Source organism: Roseovarius sp. D22-M7 (assembly GCF_037083785.1).
Classification (GTDB): Bacteria; Pseudomonadota; Alphaproteobacteria; order Rhodobacterales; family Rhodobacteraceae; genus Roseovarius.
Map to the genome: position 1 here is coordinate 1 of NZ_JBAPKY010000016.1, position 21,757 is coordinate 21,757.

Sequence of the window (21,757 nt, forward strand, 5' to 3'; positions counted from 1 at the left end):
TGCTTGGGATAGCTCTTGCGCGACAACGGCCAAAGCCGCGTCCCGGACCCGCCGCATAGCAAAAGCGGGTGAATCTCCTGCGCCATGCCTGCCCCTTCCCGCCCCGCCTCAGCGCCCGAGTGCTGTCTGGAACTCGCGCCATTCGCCCTTCGACATGCCGGATATCTCCTGCGTGACCTCCTCGCCGGCCAGCATCCGCCGCACGCAATCAATGGCGGTGGCCGACAGCGTGGCGCCGCCCATGCGGTAATCGGCGAAGGCGCGGTAGGCGGCGGGCACCCAGTCGGCGACGATTCGGCAGATCGCCTCGGCATAGACCCGGATCTCGTATTGCGCGTGGGGATCGGCGCGCAGACGCAGGAAATGCAGCAGGTTGTGCAGGTCGGTCTTCCAGTACCATTGCGTGTAGATGTTGGCGGGCAGGTTCATCCGCGCCAGTTCGCGCGCAAGACCCTGCTGGCCGTCATCCGAGATCATCTCCTCGTAATGGTCGTAGCAGCGCATCGCGTCGTCGGTCAGCAGCCGCAGCACGCGATCGGCCTCCTCGCCCTCCAGTGCGGCGCCACGGCCCTGGTTGTTGGTGCTCGATTGCGCCGCCAGCGCGTCGCGCGCGGGAATGTAGAACTCGCGGTCGAGGATCGAGTAGCGCGCGGAATACTCGTTGACGTTGGCGGTGCGGTGCCGGATCCATTGGCGTGCGACGAAGACCGGCAGCTTCACGTGCAGCTTGATCTCGCACATCTCGAACGGTGTCGAATGCCAGTGGCGCATCAGGTAGCGGATCAGCCCTTCGTCGTTGCTGACGGATTTCGTGCCGCGCCCGTAGGACACCCGCGCGGCCTGGCAGATCGCCGCGTCGTCGCCCATGTAGTCGATCACCCGCACGAAGCCGTGGTCGAGCACCGGGTGGGCGGTGTAGAGATGCGGCTCCATCCCGTCGGCCGTGGCGCGCAGGGTCTCGCGCGGCGTGGCGCGCTGCGCGTCGATTTCGGCCTGTTGATCGGGGCTGAGGGGCATGGCGGAGCCTTTCAAATGCACTGAGTCGTAATGGTACAATAGCCCGCGGTCCCGGTGGGCACCATGCCGCGGCACGCGCGTCCTTCGGTCTCGACATGATGCCGCACAGGGTTATCTTGATCATGAAAGGTCACAAAGGAGAGCACATGAAAATCCGGTATCTGCACACCATGGTCCGGGTCAAGGATCTGGACGAGACGATGCGATTCTTCGGCCTTCTCGGCCTCAAGGAGACGCGCCGCATGGATGTCGAGGGCGGGCGCTTCACCCTCGTCTTCATGGCCCCCGAGGGTCAGGAGGACTGCCCCGTCGAACTGACCTGGAACTGGGACGGCGACGAGGGGCTGCCCTCGGACAGCCGGCATTTCGGGCATCTGGCCTATTCGGTCGAGAACATCCACGACATGTGCCAACATCTGATGGACAACGGCGTGACCATCAACCGGCCCCCGCGCGACGGGCGCATGGCCTTCGTGCGCAGCCCCGACAACATCTCGATCGAGCTGTTGCAAGAGGGCGACGCCCTGACCCCGGTCGAGCCATGGGCGAGCATGGAAAACACCGGCTCTTGGTAAGGCTCGCCGCCCTCCTGTCGGGGCTGGGCGCCGCCCCGGCCGAGGCGGCCTGCAGGCTAGCGCTGGCGCTGGCGGTCGATGCGTCGTCCTCCGTCGATGCGCTGGACTACAACCTTCAGCGCGAGGGGCTGGCCGCGGCCCTCGACGCGCCCGACATCCGGCGCGCGATCCTGATGTCCGGACGCGGCGACGTGGTTCTATCCGTCTATGAATGGAGCGGGCGATTCCAGCAGCAACTGCACCTCGACTGGACCCCGTTGCGCAGCCCCGACGACATCACCCGTGCCGTCGCCACGATCGCCGGCATGCGGCGGGTCACCGCGGAATTTCCCACTGCGCTCGGCTCGGCCCTGGGCTATGGCGCGCAACTGATGACGCGGGCGCCAGCCGATTGCGCGCGCCGGGTGATCGACGTCTCGGGCGACGGCGCCAACAACCAGGGATTCGGCCCGCGGCTTGCCTACCGGCACTTTCCGTTCGACGGAATCACCGTCAACGGGCTGGTGGTGCTGGGCCACGGCCCGACCGTGGTGGCGCATTACAGCGACGAGGTGCTGCGCGGCCCGGGCGCCTTTCTGGAACTGGCACGCGGCTACGCGGATTTCGAGCGCGCCATGGGGCGCAAGCTCTTTCGCGAGATCAGCGACCTAGTGGTGGGCGCGCGCCCGGATCAATAGATGTAGCGGATCTGTTCGGTCCAGTAGCGCTCTACCCGGCGCAGCGAGCTGGTGATCTGGTCGATGCCGTCGGGGCCGAGCACGCCATGCGACTCCAGCCCCTCGGCATGCCGGGCGAAAAGCGCGCCCACGACATCGCGGATGCCGCGGCCCTTCTCGGTCAGCCGCACCCGCACGGCACGTCGGTCCACTTCGCAGCGCTGGTGGTTCATGTACCCGGTCTCGACAAGCTTCTTGAGGTTGTAGCTGACATTGCTGCCCTGGTAGTAGCCGCGCGTCTTCAACTCGCCCGCGGTTACCTCGTGATCGCCGATATTGAACAGCAACAGCGCCTGCACCGCGTTGATATCAAGGATGCCGAGCCGCTCGAATTCGTCCTTGACGACGTCGAGCAGAAGACGGTGCAGACGTTCGACAAGCGAAAGCGCCTCGAGATAACCGGTTATGAACGCGGTCTGCGCGTCCGGCGAAGCTGTGGACTTGTGAAAACTCATGGTCATCTCCGTGCGGTACTGTTCGCAACGGACCATGGAACATAAAGCCCAATAATCTGTTAAACCCCGACGATAGCGTATAAAATCCGATCTATTTAGATACGCAGGCGACGCGGGTGATATCGTCGACAAGCCCGGCATGCCGGGCGGGCGGGGTCACCTGCCCGGTTACCCACTGGTAGAGGTCCTGATCGTTCTCCACCAGCAGCGCGTCGTAGTCGTCGAGGGCGGTGTCGTCCATCTCGGCCAGCCGCGCCGTGGCGTAGCGGCCGAGGATGACGTCCATCTCCTTGATGCCGCGCCGCACCGAGCGCATCGCAAGGCGCTTGATCCGCGTGTCGCGGGGTTCCTCACTCAACGGCTTCCTCCCTCAGCTTGGCGCGCAGGTTCTTCTCCAGCCGACCCAGGCGGTCGGTCGACAGCGCCATCTGCGCGCGGATGTCGCGGATCTCGGTCAGCATTTCGCTGATATCCGGGGACAGATCCCCCAGCGTGGGACTGTCCGGGCCCTCGCCCTCGCCCGACAGAAGCCACAGCAACGAGACGTTCAGCAGCCCCGCCATCATCGACAGCTTGTTGGCGCGCGGCTCGGACTGGTCGTCCTCCCAGGCGCGCAGCGTCTTGATCTTGACGCCAAGCCGCTTGGCCAGTTCGGCCTGTGTCATGTCCGCGTGCTGGCGCGCCCCGGCGACACGGTCGCCGAAGGTGGTCACATCCGGGTCGAACCAGCTTTCCTTGCTTTCAGTCGTCATCTCTTCCCTTTCCGCTGATCATCCTTGATCCGCTCTGGACCGTACCCTATGGCATCGAGCATGTGAACTCAAACCGGAGGCGGCGATGTCGATCCTGTCCGCGACATTATCTCGGGTCAGCCCCTCGCCCACCATCGCCGTGACCACCAAGGCGCAGGAACTGGCGGCAGAGGGGCGCGACGTGATCGCCCTCGGTGCCGGAGAGCCGGATTTCGACACGCCCGACCACATCAAGGCGGCGGGCATCCGCGCGATCGAGGCGGGCCGCACGAAATACACCGCCGTCGACGGCATCCCCGAACTCAAAGACGCGGTCTGCGCCAAGTTCCGCCGCGACAACGGGCTGGACTACAGCCGCGCGCAGGTCAGCGTCGCCTCGGGCGGCAAGCAGATCCTTTACAATGCGCTGATGGCCACGTTGAACCCCGGCGACGAGGTGGTGATCCCCGCGCCCTACTGGGTCAGCTATCCCGACATGGTCCGGCTGGCCGGCGGCGAAGCCGTGATCGCATCCGCGGGCATCGAGACCGGGTTCAAGCTGACGCCCGCCGCGCTCGAGGCGGCGATCACGCCGAAAACCCGCTGGTTCATCTTCAACTCGCCCAGCAACCCCACCGGCGCGGGCTACAGCCGGGACGAGCTCAAGGCGCTGACCGACGTGGTGATGCGGCATCCCCATGTCTGGGTGATGACCGACGACATGTACGAACACCTCGCCTATGACGGGTTCCAATTCTGCACCCCCGCCCAGGTCGAGCCGGGGCTTTACGACCGGACGCTGACCTGCAACGGCGTCAGCAAGGCCTATTGCATGACCGGCTGGCGGATCGGTTTCGCGGCCGGCCCCGAGGTGCTGATCGGCGCGATGCGCAAGATACAGTCGCAAAGCACCTCGAACCCCTGCACCATCAGCCAGTGGGCGGCAGTCGAGGCGCTGAACGGCAGCCATGATTTCATCGCCGCCAACAATGCCGTCTTCAAGCGCCGCCGCGACCTGGTGGTCGGGATGCTCGACGCGATCGAGGGCGTGACCTGCCCGGTGCCCGAGGGGGCGTTCTACGTCTACCCGTCGATCGCGGGGCTGATCGGCAAGAGAACCGCAGGCGGCGCGGTGATCGGCACCGACGAGAACTTCGCGACCGCCCTGCTGGAGGAGGCCGGCGTCGCGGTGGTGTTCGGCGCGGCCTTCGGCCTGTCGCCGCATTTCCGGGTCAGCTACGCGACCTCCGACGCCGCCCTGAGCGAGGCCTGCGACCGGATCGGCGCCTTCTGCGCCGGGCTTCAATGAGGCAAGCGAAAAAGGGCGCGACATGGCGGACGATCTGCCGGAGTATTATTTCAGGGTGCGCGAGAACGGCGCCGTGGTATTCCGCGTGGATACCGGGAACCGTCAGCGCCGGATCGACATGGAGCAGATCGCGGTTGTGAACATCCGCAAGCGCGAGATCAAGCCGCATGGGGATCGCGCGCTCAGCGACGCCGACATGGTGGCGATCGCCGACTGGATGGAGGCGCGTCAGGACGTACTCGATCACCGCGACATCGACGACATCCTGCGCACCGTGGATCACCTCAACCTGACGGCGCAATGGGCGCAATCGCGCGCCACCGACGCACAGCTGGACCGGGTGACCGATGCGCTGCTGCTGGCGATGCACGACCTGCGCACGGTGCTGGTGCGCAAGAAGGCGGACCGGGTGCTCAGGGACAAGTGATCGGCGCCCGGGACTCCGTGTCGTCCCCGATCGAGATCTCGCATGCCTCCGGCGGGAGTATTTGGGGCAAGGTGAAACGCGGGGGCGCCCAGGGCCGTCGCGCGGCCACATGACCGGCGCTCATCCCGGTCCCGGCGCGGCGGCGACCTGCACACCGCGCACCGACCAGCCCCAGAAGCGCACCAGCATGAACACGCCGGCCAGCGCCAGCCCCGCGGCCATGCCCAACCAGACGCCGGCCCCGCCATAGCCCAGCCCGAAGCCGAGGGCGTAGCTCAGCGGCACGCCGACGGCCCAGTAGCTGAGCGCGGCGATCACCATCGGCACACGGGTGTCCTGCACGCCGCGCAGCAGGCCCAGGGCCATGACCTGCGCCGCGTCGACAAGCTGAAAAAGCGCCGCCGCCGCCAGCAGCACCCGTCCGATGGCGATGACATCCGAACGGGCCGGGTCGCCGGGATCGAGGAAGAGGGCGATCAACGGGTCGGGCACCAACAGGAACAACGCCATCGTCGACAGCGCCACCGCACCCGACAGACCGAGCACCACGCGCGCGCCGTCGCGCAGGCTCTGCCCGTCGCCGCGGCCATGCGCCTGTCCGGCGCGCACCGTGGCCGCGTTCGACAGACCCACATGCACCATGAAGACCACCGAGGTGACCTGCAGCGCGATCCCGTGCGCGGCGAGCGGCAGCGTCCCCAGCCAGCCCATCATCACCGAGGCCGCGGCGAACAGTCCCACCTCGGCCAGGTTCGTGATCCCGATGGGCCAGCCGAGGCGAAAGACCTGCGCCAGCGCCGCCCAGTCGGGACGCCAGAGGCGGGTGAACAGCGCATGCTCGGGGGTGACATGCCGCACGTAAAGCACCAGCGCGGCCAGCGAGCCGAGATGCACGAAAAGCGACGCGATCGCCGCCCCTTCGATGCCCAGTTCGGGAAAGCCGAAATGGCCAAAGATCAGCAGGTAATTGATGCCGACATTCAGCCCGACCGCCGCGACGGTGACCCACAGCACCACCGCCGTGCGCTCGAGTGCTGCGAGGTAGGATTTGAGCACCATCACCGCCAGTGCCGGCAGGATCCCCCAGCCGGCGATCATCAGGTAATCGGCCGCCAGCGCCGAGGTGCCGGGCGCCTGCCCCAGCAGCCCGAACAGCGTCTCGGATCCCAGCATCAGCGGCAGCGATACCAGCCCGAAGATCGCCGAGGCCCAAAGCCCCATGCGCGTCACGCGCCGCACATGGGTACGCTCGCCCGAGGCCTCGGCGGACGCCACCAGCGGCATCACCGCCCAGGCCAGCCCCGATCCCATGATGAAGAGCACGAAGAACAGCGTGCCGCCCAGGACCTCGGCCGCCAGCGCCTCGACCGAATACCAGCCCAGCATCAGCGCATCGGTGAGGTTGATGGCGAATTGCGCGACGTGGCTGCCGATCAGCGGCAGGCCCAGCCCCAGCACGGCACGGGCGTGCTGGCGATATGTGACGCGCGGTTGCATGCCTTGGGCGTTAGCCGCGCCCGCAGCCCCGCGCAAGCCCCCTCAGAGCGCCCCGCGCAGCAGTTGCAGCGCCAGCGCCGCGATGATCACCCCGGCGGCCAGTTCCAGCAGCGGCAGCGCCCGCGCCACGGTCCCGCCCGACGCGAGCCGCGCCAGCGCCCCTTCGCGCAGCGTGACCGAGGCCAGCGCCACGACCAGCGTCACGCTCGCGGTACCCAGCCCCATGGCGAAGGTGCCCAGGATGCCCGCCATTTCCAGCCCCAGCCGCCAGGTCAGGATCAGCAGGAACAGCGCGCCGGTGCAGGGCCGGATCGCCACGGCGCCGATCAGCATCGCGGCATCACGCCAGCCGGTGACCGACGCGGCCTCGGCCGGCGTGGGCGCGTGGGCATGTCCGCAGGTCGCACAGGGCGTCGCCGGACCCCGCCGCAGCCGCCGCAGCCCGCGAAGGGCCAGCCAGCCGCCGACGGCGGCGATCGCGGCGTAGCTGGCGGGCGCCATGATGTCCTCCGCGAGCCCGGTCATGTGCTGCCGCGTCAGATCGAGCAACAGCACCCCGGCATAGACCAGCGCCACCGCCGAGGCCGCCTGCGCAAGGCTCGAGGCCAGCGCCAGCGCCGAGAGGCGCCGCGCGCTCACCCGTGCGGCCATGCCGTAGCCGCCGATCAGGATCTTGCCGTGCCCCGGCCCCGCCGCATGGAAGAAGCCGTAGGCGAAACACAGCGCCAGCAGGCCGCTCAGCGCGCCGGGATCGCCCGCCCGAAGGCTGCGAAGCAGCCGCGCCATGGCCTGTTGCGTCTCGGCCTGTCCGGCCTTGGCCCACGCGCCCACGGCGCCCGCGCCACCGAAGCCCCACAGCCAGACGACGACCCCCAGAAGCGCCAGCGCGGCCAGGCTCAGGGCCGGCCGTGTCACGAGGCGCTGCACGAGATCACCATCACGTCGGAAAAGAGATTGCCGACCTCGACCCCGTCATAGGCCTCTTCGGCGCTCAATTCGGCGATCATCTCGCGGAAGGCGCGCTGCGACGCGTCGAGATCGGGTTCGCGGATCGCGTGATCGCAGGCCCCGGGCAGCTCCACCGGTCCGGCCAGCGTGTACTCGACGTAATAGGTCGGATCATAAGGCTCGACCCGCAGACCGTCGGCGGGCACCGGGCCGAAACCGCGCCGATGCGTGGCGACGATTCGGCCGTCCTCCAGCTTGACGCCGGTGGGTACCGGATGGTCGAGCGTGATCTTCTCGCCGCCGCGGTGGATGTAGAGATCGCCCTCGAACCCCTCGGGCCACTCCTCCAGGTCGAACCCTTTCAACCGCGCGCGCTCGGCCTCGGTCAGCACGCCGTCGCCATCCGTGTCCAGCCCCATGTCGCTGAGAATCAGCAGCGAGAAGAAATCGTCATAGCGCCAGGTCACCTCGACCCCGGTCAGATTGCCGCGGCCGTCGGCCTCGAACCGAAGGCCCACGTCGACGAAGACATGCGGATGCGCGCCCGCCCCGCCGAAGGGCAGTAACAGGCAGGGCGCGAGGGTCAGGCAGATGCGTCGGATCATGCGCCCATCTCTACGCAGCCGCCGCGCCATGGACAAGCGCGCAGCTCGCCCCGACACCGAACATGCGCGGAAACCGGCACGCCTGCCCGCCGCGCCACGGCCCTCGGTCAGCCGCAATAGCGCGACCGGACATCGCGGCGCGCCGGCATGTCGTATCGCGGAACGAAACCAAGCCGCCTGTCGCGCTTGGGGATCTGCGCGTCCCGCAGACGTTCGGACCGCTCGGAATAGCGCAGCGCGGGCGGTCTGGGAAAGGTCTCGTCAGATGATGGAAACTGCGGCCGGAAGGACTGGCAGATCAGTTGATCCCTCACGGTGACCCCGGCCAGTCGACCGGGCGCGCGCGAGGTCAGGTCGACGACATGGCCGGCCTTGACGCCCACGCCTCGCGTCTCGAAGGTCAGCGGCGCGCGCAACTCGAACACCCGCGTATTCTCGCCGGGGCCGAACAGATCCTCTTCACCGTGCCAGACAGCGCCGGTGGCGAATTGCAACCGAAACGTCCCCGGCGGTACCAGCACCTTGAAGAACGCGCCCCCCTCGATATACGCGGCAAGCGCATCGGTGCCGGTCTCGGCATCGATCAGCGTCAGCATGTAGTCGGGCCCCGGCGAGGTTTTGACCTGAAGCGGAAACACTGCGGGCAGTCCCGTCCGGTTCCACATCAAGCCGGCGGGCGGTGGCTGCGCCCCGGCGCTGTCGCCGGGCCCCGCAGCCTGTGCGACCGGGGCAAGCAGCAGCACCGCCGCCAGCGTGGCACTCAACCGATTGCGTATCCCTTCGAACATCGCGACCTCTTTGCCTCATCCCGTCGCGGGCCGGCACGCAGCCCGCGCGGATGATCCTTTCGTGGTTTCATCTTATCAGCCATCATGGCGCGGTGGAATGCCGTTGATACTGGCGAAAACGCCGTGCGGGATCAGACAGCGTCGACAACGCGGCCGGATCCCGACACAGGAACGCACCCGCAACCCCCGCCATGCGCGCGCGATACCGGCGTCATCCTGTTGAACCCGCGTTCGCAAAACCTATCTCAATATGTGGATTTGGGATAATGTTCCCCTACCGCCATGCCCGTTCAGAAAGGAGACACCGCGATGATCCGCAAGCTCCCCGACCGCCGCGCCTTTCTCGCCGCCGGGGCCGCCACCGCCGGGGCGGCGCTGATGACCGGCGCGTCCGGCCTGATCGTTCCCGCCCGCGCCAAGGGGCTGGCGCCGACGCCCACCATGCGCGGCGGCTCGAACAATTACATCCCCGGCGCGCCGATCGTCGAGCGTATCGGCGGCGGCGGGTTCTGGATGACCGGCACCGTGCGCCGGGCCGGCGACGGCGCGCCGATCAGGGGCGCCCGGATCCAGATCTGGGCCCACACCACCGAGGGGCACGAACGCGAAGAGCGCAGCCATGGCGCCACGCTGACCGACGCGGATGGCACCTTCCGGCTGGAAATGCCGCAGATCGTGCCGGCCTTCGGTCAGGCACACGGCCACCTCGCCTATGACAGCGGCTATGGCGGTGGCGAATTCCAGACCGTCTTCCTGCGCCCGCTGATGTCGAGCCCCGAGGACACGAGCCTCAGCGCGGATTTCGTTCTCGAACCGGCCTGATCCCCGCAGCATGCCTGTCCGCGCGATCCTGATCTGGGCGGCCCTCGGCCTGGCCATCGCGGTGCCCCTCGCCATCGCCGCCAGCAGCCCGCTGCTGCAATGGCGCCAGCCGGTCTACATCGCCTCGGGCCTCGCCGGCGTGATCGCCATGGCGCTGCTTCTGTTGCAGCCATTGCTGGCCGGCGGATACCTGCCCGGCCTGCCGATGCGCCGGGGCAGGCGCGTGCATCGCTGGGTCGGGGCGACGCTGGTCGCGGCGGTGGTCGCGCATGTCGCGGGGCTGTGGGTGACCAGCCCGCCAGACGTGATCGACGCGTTGCTCTTCGCTTCGCCCACACCGTTCTCGGCGTGGGGCGTGGTGGCGATGTGGGCGCTTTTCGGGGCCGGGTTGCTGGCAGCGCTGCGCCGCCCACTGCGATTGCCACCGCGGATCTGGCGCCTCGGGCATTCGGCGCTCGTCGCGGTGGTCGTCCTGTGCAGTGTTGTCCATGCCATGCTGATCGAGGGCACGATGGGAACCGCGTCCAAGGCCGCGCTCTGCGCACTGGCGCTCGCGGCGACCGTGAAGGTGCTGATCGACTTGCGCGCATGGGCGCTGCTGACCCGCAGGGCGCCTGAACGGCGCGACAGGGCGTCGCTAATCATGACCGCCCGATCTTGCGCCGCGCCCGCTGCGCGCGGTCAGGCGGCAGTTTGTGAACGAACTCCGCGGATATTGTACAACTCAGTCCTCGAAAAGCTCGTTCTGGCCGGGCGCTGTCTCGGCCTCGTGATCGTCCTGAGCCCCGTCGCCTTGGGTCATCGGCCCCGGCGGCGGACGGTTTTCCAGCAAGCCCGCGGCGCGCAATTCCTGAAGGCCGGGAAGATCGCGCGCGCCCTCCAGCCCGAAGTGGTCGAGAAACCCCTGCGTGACCACGAAGGTCACCGGCCGGCCCGGTGTCATCTTGCGCCGGCCGAACCTTATCCATTCCATTTCAAGCAGTTGATCGACGGTCCCGCGGCTGACCGACACGCCGCGGATCTCCTCGATCTCGGCGCGGGTGACGGGCTGGTGATAGGCGATGATCGCCAGCGTCTCGATCGCCGCGCGGCTCAGCTTGCGGGTCTCGACGGTCTCGGGTTGCAGCAATGGCCCCAGATCGGGCGCGGTGCGGATCGCCCAGGCATCGCCCACCCGCACGACGGCGACCCCGCGCCCCTCGTACCGCGTCCGCAACTGCACCACCGCCTCCGCCGGATCGCATCCCTTGGGCATTCGTTGGGCCATGTCGCGCGTGCTCAGCGGCGCGGCACTGGCAAACAGCATCGCCTCGATCATGCGCTCCTGCTGGAACATCGACGGGATCTCTAGGAACGGTCGCGTTTCGTTTTCAATGTCTTGCGCCACGTCATTCATCCTTGCGACGCAGCTCTATCGGGGCAAAGGTCTCGGCCTGCCGGATCTCGACGCGGCCCTCCTTGACCAGTTCCAGCGAGGCCGCGAAGGTCGACGCGGTCGCCGACCGGCGCCGCGCGGGATCGGTGCCGAAGCCCGCGGGAAGATAGCTCGCGATATCCGTCCAGGTCCCGGCATAACCTATCAGCCCGCGCAACCGTTCGAGCGCCTCTTCCATCGTGAAGATCGCATCGCGGTCCATCACGAAAGGCCGGAACTCGTCGCGCGTGCGGATCCTCGCATAGCCCTGCATGAGATCGAGCAGGCTGGCCGTGTAACGCACCGTGCGTTGGCGCGTCACCTCCTCGGGGCTGCCGCGCGCGAAGAAATCGCGTCCCAGCCGGTCGCGCGCCATCAGCCGCGCCGCGCAATCGCGCATCGCCTGAAGCCGTTCGAGCTGGAACGCGAGATGCGCCGCCATCTCCTCGCCAGAGGGTCCGTCCTCGGCGGGATCGGGGGGCAGAAGCAGCCGCGATTTCAGGAAGGCCAGCCAAGCGGCCATGACCAGGTAATCGGCGGCCAGTTCCAGCCGCAAAGCGGTGGCCTGCTCCACGAAGGCAAGATATTGCTGCGCCAGTTGCAGAACAGAGACCTTGCGCAAGTCGACCTTCTGCGTGCGGCTGAGGGTGAGAAGCAGGTCGAGCGGCCCCTCGAACCCGTCCACATCGACGATCAGCGCTTCGGCGGCCAGCCGTTCAGCCACGTGACCTTGCGTTTCGGATGCCTCGAAATCGATCTCAGCCATCACCCTGCCCCTTCGTCAGCGCGGAAAATTGCGCCGAAAGGGTCGAGATGTCAACGTCATCGGGCGGTCTGCGCCATGCAAGGGCCCGGTCCGCGCGGCGCTGCGCGGCCTCGGTCATCCAGCCCGCGGCCTCGGCCACCGCCTGTCGCTCGGCCAGCGTGCCGTTGCAATGCAGCACCACGTCGCAGCCCGCAGCGAGCGCGCCGCGTGTCAGATCCGGCAACGCGCCGTCCAGCGCCTTCATCGAGATGTCGTCGGTCATGATCAGGCCGTCGAACCCGATCTCGTCGCGGATCACCCGCATCACCGTGGGCGACAGCGTGGCGGGCGCCGCGTCGATATCGGCATAGACAAGATGCGCGGTCATCCCCATCGGCAGATCATTGAGCGCCCGAAACGTCGTGAAATCTGTCTCTTGTAGGACGGACTTCATGCGGCTGACCACCGGCAGATCATGATGGCTGTCCGCCTCGGCGCGGCCGTGACCGGGAATGTGCTTGACCACCGGCAGCACCCCACCGCCCAGCAACCCGTCCGCCACCGAGCGCCCAAGCCGGGCGACCGTCGCGGCATCTTCGCCATAGCAGCGATCGCGCAGGAACGGATGCGTTTGCGGCCCGGCCACATCGACCAGGGGCGCGCAGTTGCTGTCGATGCCGAGCGCGTGAAGCTCTGCGGCGATCAGGCGATAGCGCAGATACATCACCTGCGCCGCCGTCGCGCCCGCCTGCCGCACCTGATCGAGCGGCGCGGACCAGGTCCGCCAGCGCGGCGCGCGCAGACGCTGCACGCGCCCGCCTTCCTGATCGATGGTGATGACGGCGTCATGCCCCGCCGCCTCGCGCATCTCGGCGCAGAGAGCCCGCACCTGGTCGGGGCTGTGGATATTGCGCGCGAACAGGATGAAGCCGAAGGGGCGCGACGCGCGGAAAAGCGCCTTTTCCTCGGGCGTCAGGCGGAGCCCCTCGGCGTCGAGGATTGTCGCCCCGAACCGCGTCACCGTGTCAGGACCGGGATGCATTCGGCGTTCTCGGCGGCCAGGGCCGAGCAGAATCGCCGCGCCTCGCCAAGATCCGCGAAACCCATGGCGCGCAGCCTGTAGAACGTTCGACCACCACTTTCAGTGCGCTGCACAACCCTTTGCTTTCCCTCAAGAAACCCCTCGAAGCGGGACGCCATGCGCTGCCACTCCTCGCGCGCGACCTCGGCCGAATCGAATACGCCAAGCTGTGCAAGCCGGGTCCCCTTGGAGATCGTCTCGGGGGCGACCTCGACCTCGGGCGCGCTGCGGTTGCGGTTGCGCACCGATGCCACCGCGAAGGCGACCGCCTCAGGAATGTCGGGGCGCAACCGCGGCCGCAACGAGCGTCCGATCCCGTCTTCCGCGCCTGGCGTCTCCGCCTCGAGGGACACTGACGCGTCCTGCACTTGGTTTGCGGCCTCACCGGCTGCACCGCTGCGCGGGATATCCGCAAGTGTCAACTCGAGCGGTGGCGGTGCGAGGATCAGCCGGTCGGCGGGATTGGCGGCGGCGCCTTTTTCGGCGATCGCGTTGACCGTCAATCCCTGATGTGCTGCGGAACGCCCCCCGGGATCGGCGGGCTGTTCGCGCATCGGCCCCTCGATCGCGCGCACCACCGGCACCCCCGACACGTCGCGGATCACAAGCTTGTAGCCCCAGATGCCGATTCCCGCGATCAATGCGAGCGAAAGAACAGCCCCGGTGATATTCGTGAATGTCGTCAGGGTGGCCACACCCCCATGCACGGCCCCCGGCCGGGCCTCCTGCATCTCAGCCATGTTTCGCCTCTCGGTTCTCCGGCGAAACGGGTCCGCCGGGGATGCGTGAAATCTGCCTCGTCCCCGGCTTGCGTGATCTGCGTGTCACATCTCTTCGACCGGGGTCACCCCCAAGATACCAAGACCGGCGCAAATAACAACGGTCACGGCGCGCACGAGGGCGATTTTCGCCTGTGATGTAGCCGGATCACCCTCCTGCAGGAAGCGCAAGCCCGGCTCGTCATGGCCGCGGTTCCAAAGCGCGTGCAGATCGCTGGCCAGGTCGTAGAGGTAGAACGCCACGCGATGCGGCTCGTTGGCGCGGCTGGCGGTCTCCACCAGGCGCGGCCACTCGGCGATCTTGCGCGCCACTGCGATCTCGGCCTCATGCGTCAGGATCCGCAGGTCGGCCTCGGCCAGCGCCGCGTCCTCGACGGCGATCCCCGCCTCGCGGGCCTTGCGCAGGACCGAATTAACCCGCGCATTGGCGTACTGGACATAGAAGACCGGATTGTCCTTCGACTGCTCGAGCACATGCGCGAAGTCGAAGTCGAGCGGCGCGTCGTTCTTGCGCGTCAGCATGACGAAGCGGGTGACATCCGCCCCCACCAGGTCGACGACGTCGCGCAGGGTGACGAAGGTGCCCGCCCGCTTGGACATCTTGAAGGGCTCGCCGTTTTTGAAAAGCCGGACAAGCTGGCACAGCTTGATCTCGATAGGCACACGCCCGTCCGACAACGCCGACACTGCGGCCTTCATGCGTTTGACATAGCCGCCGTGATCGGCCCCGAACACGTCGATCAGCAGGTCGTAGCCACGCGCGATCTTGTCGTAGTGATAGGCGATGTCGGGGGCGAAATAGGTCCATCCGCCATCGGATTTCATGATCGGGCGATCCACGTCGTCGCCGTGTTCGGTGGACTTGAACAGCGTCTGTTCGCGCGGCTCCCAATCCTCGGGGCGCTTGCCCTTGGGCGGCTCCAGCACGCCGCGATAGATCAGGTCCTTGCCGCGCAGATCCTCGATCGCCGCCTCGATCAGGCCCGTGCCATACAGCGACTTTTCCGAGAAGAAGTGATCCATCTCGACGCCGAGCGCCTTGAGATCCTCGCGGATCCGGACCATCATCGCGTCGGTCGAGAAGTCGCGCACATCCTCCAGCCAGACCTCTTCGGGCTGGTCCACATAAGCATCACCGACCTTTTCCTTCAGCGCGCGGCCGACATCGATCAGGTAGTCCCCGGGATAGGTGCCGTCGGCGAAGGCCACCTCCTGCCCATGTGCTTCGAGATAGCGAAGATAGACCGACCGCGCGAGCACGTCGACCTGTGCCCCGCCATCGTTGATGTAGTATTCGCGGGTCACGTCGTGCCCGGTGAAATCCAGCAGCGCGGCCAGCGCATCGCCGAACACAGCGCCCCGCGTGTGGCCCACATGCAGGGGACCGGTGGGGTTGGCGCTGACATATTCGACATTGACACGCCGCCCCTGCCCGATCCCCGAGCGGCCGAATTCGGATCCCGTGCGCAAGGCGGCCCGCACGACGTCCTGCCAGACCCCCTGGGCGAGCCGCAGGTTGATGAAGCCCGGGCCCGCCACCTCGGCCGTGGCGATGCGCGCATCCTCGGCCAGCCGCGCCGCAAGCGGCGTGGCGATGTCGCGCGGCTTGACACCGGCGGGCTTGGCCAGAACCATCGCCGCATTCGTCGCCATGTCGCCATGCGAGAGGTCGCGCGGCGGCTCGACTGTTATCCCGGCCATGTCGAGCCCGTCGGGCAGCTGCCCTGCGGAGTTCATTTCGGCGAGGGCGTCGAGCACCGCGTGGTGAATGTCGGTAAAGAGGTTCATGTCGCACCTTTCCGTGCTGCGTTGCCGCTCGGTTTACCACTGCGACCCCGGGCGTCAATCACCCAGTCGATCAGCCAAGGGGGCCGCCATCGCCGCCGATCAGCCGCGCATGGCTTTGCAGCGCGAAGCGATCGGTCATACCGGCGATATAGTCGCTGACCAGCCGCGCAAGCGCGGTCTCGTCGCTGGCCTGCGCCACGTCGCTGCGCCATTCATCGGGCAGATGCTGCGGAGCGCCCATGTAGAACGGAAACAGATCGCTGACCACGCGATGCACACGCGCCCGCATCTCGTTGACCGAGGGCGCGCGGTACATCCGGGTATAGAGAAAGCGCCGGATCGCCTGCAGATCGTGCCAGAGCGCGGGGGAAAACCGGATCACCGGCGTGCCGGCGCGGCGGATATCCTCGACCGTCCGGGGCTCTATCTCGGCCAGCGTGTCGCGAGATTGCGCGATCACGTCGCCGACCATGGCCCCGAAGACCCGGCGCAGCGCCTCGTGGCGGCGCCGCTTGTGGTCGAGCCCGGGATGAAGGCGGTCCACCTCTGCCAGACAGTCGCCGACGATGGGCAGGCCGGCGATCTCGTCATCGGTAAAAAGCCCCGCGCGCAGCCCGTCATGCAGATCGTGATTGTTGTAGGCGATGTCATCCGACAGCGCCGCGACCTGAGCCTCGGCCCCGGCATGGGTGTCAAGCTCCAGATCGTGACGGGCATTGTATTGGGCAAGCGCATAGGGCAACGCGCCGGTGATCGGGCCATTGTGTTTCGCCAGCCCTTCCAGCGTCTCCCATGTGAGGTTGAGCCCATCGAAGACGGCGTAGTGACGCTCCAGCGAGGTGACGATGCGCAAGGCCTGCGCGTTGTGGTCGAACCCGCCATAAGGCGCCATCAGCGCCGCAAGCGTGTCCTCGCCCGCATGCCCGAACGGCGTGTGCCCGAGGTCGTGCGCGAGCGCCACCGCCTCTGTCAGTTCCGCGTTCAGATCCAGCGCGCCGGAGATCGTGCGCGCCACCTGCGCCACCTCGATCGAATGGGTCAGCCGGGTGCGGTAGTAATCCCCCTCATGGGCGACGAAGACCTGCGTCTTGTGCTTGAGGCGTCGAAACGCGCTGGAATGGATGATCCGGTCGCGATCTCGCTGAAACGGCGAGCGAAAGGCGCTTTCCTCCTCGTCGACCAGCCGGCCGCGGGTCCGCGCCGGATCGGTGGCATGGGGCGCCATCATGCTGGGTGTCCTTGTCGCCTGTTGCGTCGGGTCTTATATCGCAGCTAAGTTCGAAATGTTGAATACCACTTGAAATCACGCCCGGAGAGACGCCATGCAACTGCCCCCCAAGGTCACCCCCCGCGCGTTCGCCCGCCTGGCGGAAATCGACGCGGGCAAATCCAACCACGCGCTGCGCGTCGCGGTCGAGGGCGGCGGCTGTTCAGGATTTCAATACGACATCAAGCTCGACACGCCGGCCGAGGACGATCTGGTGCTGGAGCATGACGGGCAAAAGGTGGTGGTCGACAGCGTCTCGCTGCCGTTCCTGGCCGGGGCGACGATCGATTTCAGCGAGGAGCTGATCGGGGCCCGGTTCGTGATCGACAACCCGAACGTGTCAAGCTCGTGCGGCTGCGGCACGTCGTTCTCGATGTAAGCGCAGTATTACCACCGTCCCGAAATTGCGCGCAGCATGAGCATCGCCCGGCTGCGGGCGGGCGCGGGTTCCAACCCACCCTCGGCGACGAGCTTCGGCTGATCTGCCGCCCTGCGCAGGATCGGTGCCGCCTCCCATAACGGCAGCATCGCCGGAAACGCGGCACGCGACACCCCTGCCCTGCTTACCCGCGCCTGCGCAAGGCAGCGCAGCCCTTCCCGCGCCCATCCGCGCACCGCCTCGGGCCGCCCGTCCGGCAGCGGCTTGCACCCCGCCGCCTCGAGCCTCGGGATCGCCCGGAACCAGTTGGCGAGGCCAAGCGCGAAGCCCGCGTCGCGCACAACATCCTCGCGCACCGGCCCGAGGGCGCGCGCCGCCACCAGCATCAGGTTGCCCGAGGTCGCAGCGATATAGCTTGAGAAATCCGCGTCATCCTCGAACGGCGCGCGCTGCGTGTCCCGGCGACGCGCCGCGATCAGCGCGTCGAGCTGCGTGATCGCCTCGGCATCGAGAAGCCCGGACAGGGGCGTCGCCACCTCATGCGCCCGCGCGCCACCGCCACTGCGGATCTGCTCCAGCACGTCGCGCCACCATTGCAGCCGCATCTCGGCGATCAGCGGCTCCTGCGTGACCCAGGGCGCGCGCGCCACCTCGATGTTGAAGGCGTAGATGGGAAACAGCACGCCGCGCGCTGCAACCGGTGCCGCCATCGTCGCCTGAAAACGCGACGGGTCGCCGCGCCGCACCATGTCCGCACAGGCGACGAGATTGTTGTCGAAACTCACGCCCACGCGGCGGTCTCGTGCAGCAGCTTCCAGTTGATCGCCTCCAGAAGCGCCTCGAAGGAGGCGTCGACGATGTTGGGCCCCACGCCAACCGTGGACCAGCGGCGACCCCCAGAATCCTCGCTATCGATGATCACCCGCGTCACGGCGCCGGTGCCGCCTTGGGTGATCCGCACCTTGAAATCGACGAGATGCATGTCGGCAATGCTTTGCTGGTAACGTCCAAGGTCCTTGGCCAGCGCCTTGGCCAGTGCATTCACCGGCCCGCGGTCGCAGCCCCGCTCGTCCATGGATTCGCTGACCGACAGCTTCTTCTCGCCGTCCACCTTCACGACGACCACGGCCTCTGACAGGCTGACCATCCGGTCGTGCTTGTTCTTGCGCCGCTCGACGGTCACCTTGTAGCGCTTGACCTCGAAGAATTGCGGCATCTGGCCCAGTTCCTCGCGCGCGAGGATCTCGAAACTCGCTTGCGCGCTGTCATAGGTATAGCCCGCCTCCTCGCGCGTCTTGATCGTCTCGAGCAGCCGCGCAAGCGCCGGATCGCCCTCCTCGACCTTGATCCCCGCCTCGGCCAGCCGGCGGCGCAGGTTCGACTGCCCGGCCTGGTTCGACATCGGGATGATGCGCGCGTTGCCGACCGTTTCGGGGTCGATATGCTCGTAGGTGCTGGGATCCTTCAGGATTGCGCTGGCATGCAGCCCCGCCTTGTGCGCGAAGGCCGAGGCGCCGACATAGGCCGCCTGCCGCATCGGCACGCGGTTGAGGATCTCGTCGAGCTGGCGGCTGACAGCGGTGAGCCGCCGCAAACCGTCGCGGCTGACCCCGACGTCGAACCGCTCGGCATAGGGCGTCTTGAGCATCAGCGTCGGGATCAGCGTCGTCAGATTGGCATTGCCGCAGCGCTCGCCCAGCCCGTTTAGGGTACCCTGAACCTGCCGCGCCCCGGCATCGACCGCCGCTAGGCTTCCGGCCACGGCATTTCCGGTGTCGTCATGGGTGTGGATGCCCAGCCGGTCGCCGGGGACGCCGCTCGCGATCACCTCGCCGACGATGCGCCCGACTTCGGTGGGCAGCGTGCCGCCATTGGTGTCGCACAGCACGATCCAGCGCGCGCCGGCCTGCATCGCGGCCCGCAGGCAGGTCAGGGCATAGTCGGGATTGGCCGCGTAGCCGTCGAAGAAATGCTCGGCATCAAACACCGCCTCGCGGCCGGCGGCGACCAAGTGCTCAACCGAGCGCCCGATGTTCTCGACATTCTCGTCCAGCGTGATGCCGAGCGCGGCGTGCACGTGGAAATCGTGGCATTTGCCCACAAGACAGATGGCCGGGGTGCCGGCGTTCATCACTGCCGCCAGCACGTCGTCGTTTTCCGCCGACCGCCCCGCGCGCTTGGTCATGCCGAAGGCGGTCATGGTGGCATGGGTTTTTGGAACGGCGTCGAAGAACGCGCTGTCGGTGGGGTTGGCACCGGGCCAGCCCCCCTCTATGTAATCCACGCCAAGACGGTCGAGCGCCTCGGCGATCTGGACCTTTTCGGGGGTGGAAAAGCTGACCCCTTGCGTCTGCTGCCCATCCCGCAGCGTGGTATCGTAGAGATAGAGGCGGTCACGTGTCACTTGCTTTGCCCTGCTCCGGAAAGCCGCGCTCATCACGAGCCGCTGCCTTCAGCACCTCGTCCGTCTCTCGAGCTTGGTCTAAAATCTTTTGAGGATGCCGAACGTCTACTACAGCCGTAGGAAGATGCCTTATTCCTTTGTTCAAACCGACAAGAAACTCGCGAATTTCCTCTTGTTGTTTTTCTAGTGTTGAAAATGCCTCTGGATAATAGCCACCTCTCAAAAGGTCTAGGTTTTCAAGCCTATAACCGAGAACGGACCCCATCTCTCGAAGCAGCTCAGCGGTTCGATCATCAACTTCCTTTATCACCTCGTTCCGTATCTCCGTGTCATCAGACCTCCAGCGGACTTGATCGTTGTAGGTTCGCAAGAGCCGTTCGAACTTATCTAGGACATTTTTTTCTTTATGAAATTCGACTTCTACAAGATTGAGTGCCTGTACTCTCTCGGGACTTAGAGGGGTCTTTCGGGTCGTCATCAAAGAGCGAAAGACAAAAAGTTTTCTCTGACGAAGGTCACTTCTTTTTTGCAGCAAGAAAGTGATGATGACTGCAACTACCGGTCCAAGCACAATGGCTGCGGTCGTGATCCAGAACTGAGCAGTCACTTCAACGCCTCCAGCTTGGCAGGGTCGAAGCCGGCGCCAGGCACGAGTTCTACGCCCTCCTTGCTCATGCGCACCTCGACGCCCGCGTCGACGAGCGCGGACTTCAGGCGATCCACCTCGGAGAAATCCTTGGTCCGCATTGCCGTCTCACGGGCCTCGACGAGCTGACTTCGGACGTCTTCGACGACCTCCCTTTCATCCTCCCGAATTTGCGAAAGGAACTCATCGCTGACGGTCCTGATCCCCATCAGGTCCATGCCGGCGAGCAGGCCCGGGATATCCCCGGCATCTGAAAGCTTCCGCAGTTCCGCGATCGCCTTGGGCGTGTTCAAGTCATCGCCAAGCGCATCGAGAACCTGCTGCGGCGCCTGTCCGGCCGTCTCGTTGCCCTTCATGCGGTGCCATTTGCCCAATTCTTTCTGAGCATCCGTACGTTTGTTCTCTGTCCAGTCCATGGGCTTGCGGTAATGCGTCTGCAGGAAAACAAACCGGATCACCTCGCCGGAGACCGCCGTATCCAGCAGATCCCGCACTGTGAAGAAATTGCCCAGCGACTTGGACATCTTCTTGCCCTCGACCTGCAGCATCTCGTTATGCAGCCAGTAGCGCGCGAAGTCGCCCTCGGGATGGGCGCAGCAGCTTTGCGCGATCTCGTTCTCGTGATGCGGGAACATCAGGTCGTTGCCGCCGCCGTGAATGTCGAAGCTCTCGCCCAGCAATTCGTGGGCCATCGCCGAGCATTCGATATGCCAGCCGGGCCGCCCGCGCCCCCACGGGCTGTCCCAGCCGGGCTGATCGTCGTCCGACGGCTTCCAAAGCACGAAATCCATCGGGTTGCGCTTGTAGGGTGCGACCTCGACCCGCGCGCCGGCGATCATGTCGTCGACCGAGCGTCCCGACAGCGCGCCATACTTCTCGCGCCAGCTGTCCACGGCGAACAGCACATGCCCCTCGGCCTCGTAGGCATGACCCTTCGTAACCAGATCCTCGATCATCGCCACCATCTGAGGGATATACGCCGTCGCACGCGGCATGTGGTCGGGCTTCAGCGCGCCGAGTTCGCCCATGTCGTCGAGAAACCACTGCGTCGTCTCGGCCGTGATCTCGCCGATCTCGCGCCCGCTCTCGGCGGCGCGGGCGTTGATCTTGTCGTCCACATCAGTGAAATTGCGTACATAGGTGACATGATCCGACCCGTATACATGTCGCAGCAGCCGGTAGAGCACGTCGAACACCACCACTGGGCGCGCATTGCCCAGATGCGCCCGGTCATAGACCGTCGGCCCGCAGACATACATCCGTACGTTCTTGTCATCGAGAGGCGCGAAGACCTCTTTCCGGCGGGTTCTGGTATTGTGCAGCTTTATGGTGGTCATTCCTGCCTCGCGCGCCTCTGTCCGGCG

The 21,757-nt window shown here is 66.5% G+C and carries 25 protein-coding genes and 1 pseudogene; 7 read left to right on the forward strand and 19 right to left on the reverse strand.

What is annotated here, in order from left to right; all coding sequences use genetic code 11:
* Both V8324_RS09085 and thyX read right to left on the reverse strand, forming a co-directional pair.
* The coding region (locus V8324_RS09085) for a sugar phosphate nucleotidyltransferase (protein WP_336419096.1) at positions 1–86 on the reverse strand (86 nt) is incomplete at its 3' end.
* Between the two features lie 22 nt (positions 87–108).
* Entirely contained in the window at positions 109–1,017 is a 909-nt protein-coding gene (gene thyX / locus V8324_RS09090) for an FAD-dependent thymidylate synthase (RefSeq protein WP_336419618.1), read from the reverse strand.
* Between the two features lie 146 nt (positions 1,018–1,163).
* On the opposite strand from thyX, the gene V8324_RS09095 reads away from it, so the two are divergent.
* Both V8324_RS09095 and V8324_RS09100 read left to right on the forward strand, forming a co-directional pair.
* Complete coding sequence (locus V8324_RS09095; RefSeq protein WP_336419619.1) at positions 1,164–1,592, forward strand: VOC family protein; 429 nt, start codon at positions 1,164–1,166, stop codon at positions 1,590–1,592.
* Complete coding sequence (locus V8324_RS09100; RefSeq protein ID WP_336419620.1) at positions 1,559–2,269, forward strand: DUF1194 domain-containing protein; 711 nt, start codon at positions 1,559–1,561, stop codon at positions 2,267–2,269. The genes V8324_RS09095 and V8324_RS09100 overlap by 34 nt, the downstream gene beginning before the upstream one ends.
* On the opposite strand, the gene V8324_RS09105 is transcribed toward V8324_RS09100, so the two are convergent.
* The 3 genes from V8324_RS09105 to V8324_RS09115 form a co-directional block, all read right to left on the reverse strand.
* The gene (locus V8324_RS09105) at positions 2,263–2,763 is read right to left on the reverse strand and encodes a MarR family winged helix-turn-helix transcriptional regulator (protein WP_336419621.1); all 501 of its coding nucleotides are present in this window, start codon (positions 2,761–2,763) and stop codon (positions 2,263–2,265) included. The genes V8324_RS09100 and V8324_RS09105 overlap by 7 nt on opposite strands.
* A gap of 91 nt (positions 2,764–2,854) precedes the next feature.
* Positions 2,855–3,079, reverse strand: a complete 225-nt coding sequence (locus V8324_RS09110) for a succinate dehydrogenase assembly factor 2 (protein WP_336419689.1) — start codon at positions 3,077–3,079, stop codon at positions 2,855–2,857.
* Positions 3,080–3,113: 34 nt separating this feature from the next.
* Positions 3,114–3,515: a helix-turn-helix domain-containing protein gene (locus tag V8324_RS09115; RefSeq protein WP_336419622.1), complete on the reverse strand. Its 402-nt coding sequence runs from the start codon at positions 3,513–3,515 to the stop codon at positions 3,114–3,116.
* Positions 3,516–3,600: 85 nt separating this feature from the next.
* On the opposite strand from V8324_RS09115, the gene V8324_RS09120 reads away from it, so the two are divergent.
* Both V8324_RS09120 and V8324_RS09125 read left to right on the forward strand, forming a co-directional pair.
* Complete coding sequence (locus V8324_RS09120; protein ID WP_336419623.1) at positions 3,601–4,803, forward strand: pyridoxal phosphate-dependent aminotransferase; 1,203 nt, start codon at positions 3,601–3,603, stop codon at positions 4,801–4,803.
* Between the two features lie 22 nt (positions 4,804–4,825).
* Positions 4,826–5,230, forward strand: a complete 405-nt coding sequence (locus tag V8324_RS09125) for a hypothetical protein (protein ID WP_336419624.1) — start codon at positions 4,826–4,828, stop codon at positions 5,228–5,230.
* 120 nt (positions 5,231–5,350) lie between these two features.
* On the opposite strand, the gene V8324_RS09130 is transcribed toward V8324_RS09125, so the two are convergent.
* The 4 genes from V8324_RS09130 to V8324_RS09145 form a co-directional block, all read right to left on the reverse strand.
* Positions 5,351–6,727: an MATE family efflux transporter gene (locus tag V8324_RS09130; protein ID WP_336419625.1), complete on the reverse strand. Its 1,377-nt coding sequence runs from the start codon at positions 6,725–6,727 to the stop codon at positions 5,351–5,353.
* 42 nt (positions 6,728–6,769) lie between these two features.
* Positions 6,770–7,642 (reverse strand): nickel/cobalt transporter, encoded by an 873-nt coding sequence (locus tag V8324_RS09135; RefSeq protein WP_336419626.1) that lies wholly within the window; start codon positions 7,640–7,642, stop codon positions 6,770–6,772.
* Positions 7,639–8,280 (reverse strand): DUF1007 family protein, encoded by a 642-nt coding sequence (locus tag V8324_RS09140; protein ID WP_336419627.1) that lies wholly within the window; start codon positions 8,278–8,280, stop codon positions 7,639–7,641. Before V8324_RS09140 ends, V8324_RS09135 begins: the two co-directional genes overlap by 4 nt.
* A gap of 107 nt (positions 8,281–8,387) precedes the next feature.
* Positions 8,388–9,068, reverse strand: coding sequence for a hypothetical protein (locus tag V8324_RS09145; protein WP_336419628.1), 681 nt, complete (start codon positions 9,066–9,068; stop codon positions 8,388–8,390).
* 309 nt (positions 9,069–9,377) lie between these two features.
* Here V8324_RS09145 and V8324_RS09150 point away from each other — a divergent pair, with 309 nt between their 5' ends.
* Positions 9,378–9,890 carry a twin-arginine translocation pathway signal gene (locus tag V8324_RS09150; RefSeq protein ID WP_336419629.1) on the forward strand — a complete coding sequence of 171 codons (513 nt, stop codon included), beginning with the start codon at positions 9,378–9,380 and terminating at the stop codon, positions 9,888–9,890.
* Positions 9,891–10,038: 148 nt separating this feature from the next.
* Positions 10,039–10,305, forward strand: a pseudogene (locus V8324_RS09155) (ferric reductase-like transmembrane domain-containing protein); the annotation flags it as partial.
* Between the two features lie 309 nt (positions 10,306–10,614).
* Here the strand turns inward: V8324_RS09155 and scpB are convergent.
* From scpB to V8324_RS09185, 6 genes are all read right to left on the reverse strand, one after another.
* Positions 10,615–11,226, reverse strand: a complete 612-nt coding sequence (scpB, locus tag V8324_RS09160; protein WP_442970501.1) for an SMC-Scp complex subunit ScpB — start codon at positions 11,224–11,226, stop codon at positions 10,615–10,617.
* A 52-nt stretch (positions 11,227–11,278) separates the two neighbouring features.
* On the reverse strand, positions 11,279–12,070 hold the full coding sequence (locus tag V8324_RS09165; protein WP_336419631.1) for a segregation and condensation protein A: 792 nt from the start codon (positions 12,068–12,070) through the stop codon (positions 11,279–11,281).
* The gene (gene nagZ / locus V8324_RS09170; RefSeq protein WP_336419632.1) at positions 12,063–13,091 is read right to left on the reverse strand and encodes a beta-N-acetylhexosaminidase; all 1,029 of its coding nucleotides are present in this window, start codon (positions 13,089–13,091) and stop codon (positions 12,063–12,065) included. Before nagZ ends, V8324_RS09165 begins: the two co-directional genes overlap by 8 nt.
* A complete protein-coding gene (locus V8324_RS09175) occupies positions 13,067–13,870 on the reverse strand; it encodes an SPOR domain-containing protein (protein ID WP_336419633.1) in 804 nt (267 codons plus the stop codon). Before V8324_RS09175 ends, nagZ begins: the two co-directional genes overlap by 25 nt.
* A gap of 84 nt (positions 13,871–13,954) precedes the next feature.
* Positions 13,955–15,697, reverse strand: a complete 1,743-nt coding sequence (gene argS, locus V8324_RS09180) for an arginine--tRNA ligase (protein WP_336419634.1) — start codon at positions 15,695–15,697, stop codon at positions 13,955–13,957.
* Positions 15,698–15,767: 70 nt separating this feature from the next.
* Positions 15,768–16,925 (reverse strand): deoxyguanosinetriphosphate triphosphohydrolase, encoded by a 1,158-nt coding sequence (locus V8324_RS09185; protein WP_336419635.1) that lies wholly within the window; start codon positions 16,923–16,925, stop codon positions 15,768–15,770.
* Positions 16,926–17,019: 94 nt separating this feature from the next.
* On the opposite strand from V8324_RS09185, the gene V8324_RS09190 reads away from it, so the two are divergent.
* Positions 17,020–17,343, forward strand: a complete 324-nt coding sequence (locus V8324_RS09190; protein ID WP_336419636.1) for a HesB/IscA family protein — start codon at positions 17,020–17,022, stop codon at positions 17,341–17,343.
* Positions 17,344–17,351: 8 nt separating this feature from the next.
* On the opposite strand, the gene V8324_RS09195 is transcribed toward V8324_RS09190, so the two are convergent.
* Genes V8324_RS09195 through cysS form a run of 4 tightly spaced genes read right to left on the reverse strand, consistent with a single transcriptional unit; the run spans position 17,352 to position 21,730 of the window.
* Positions 17,352–18,134 (reverse strand): squalene/phytoene synthase family protein, encoded by a 783-nt coding sequence (locus V8324_RS09195; RefSeq protein WP_336419637.1) that lies wholly within the window; start codon positions 18,132–18,134, stop codon positions 17,352–17,354.
* Positions 18,125–19,747: a citramalate synthase gene (gene cimA / locus V8324_RS09200; protein WP_336419638.1), complete on the reverse strand. Its 1,623-nt coding sequence runs from the start codon at positions 19,745–19,747 to the stop codon at positions 18,125–18,127. The genes V8324_RS09195 and cimA overlap by 10 nt, the downstream gene beginning before the upstream one ends.
* On the reverse strand, positions 19,737–20,354 hold the full coding sequence (locus tag V8324_RS09205; RefSeq protein WP_336419639.1) for a DUF6680 family protein: 618 nt from the start codon (positions 20,352–20,354) through the stop codon (positions 19,737–19,739). The genes cimA and V8324_RS09205 overlap by 11 nt, the downstream gene beginning before the upstream one ends.
* A complete protein-coding gene (cysS, locus tag V8324_RS09210; protein WP_336419640.1) occupies positions 20,351–21,730 on the reverse strand; it encodes a cysteine--tRNA ligase in 1,380 nt (459 codons plus the stop codon). The genes V8324_RS09205 and cysS overlap by 4 nt, the downstream gene beginning before the upstream one ends.
* Positions 21,731–21,757: the final 27 nt, after the last annotated feature.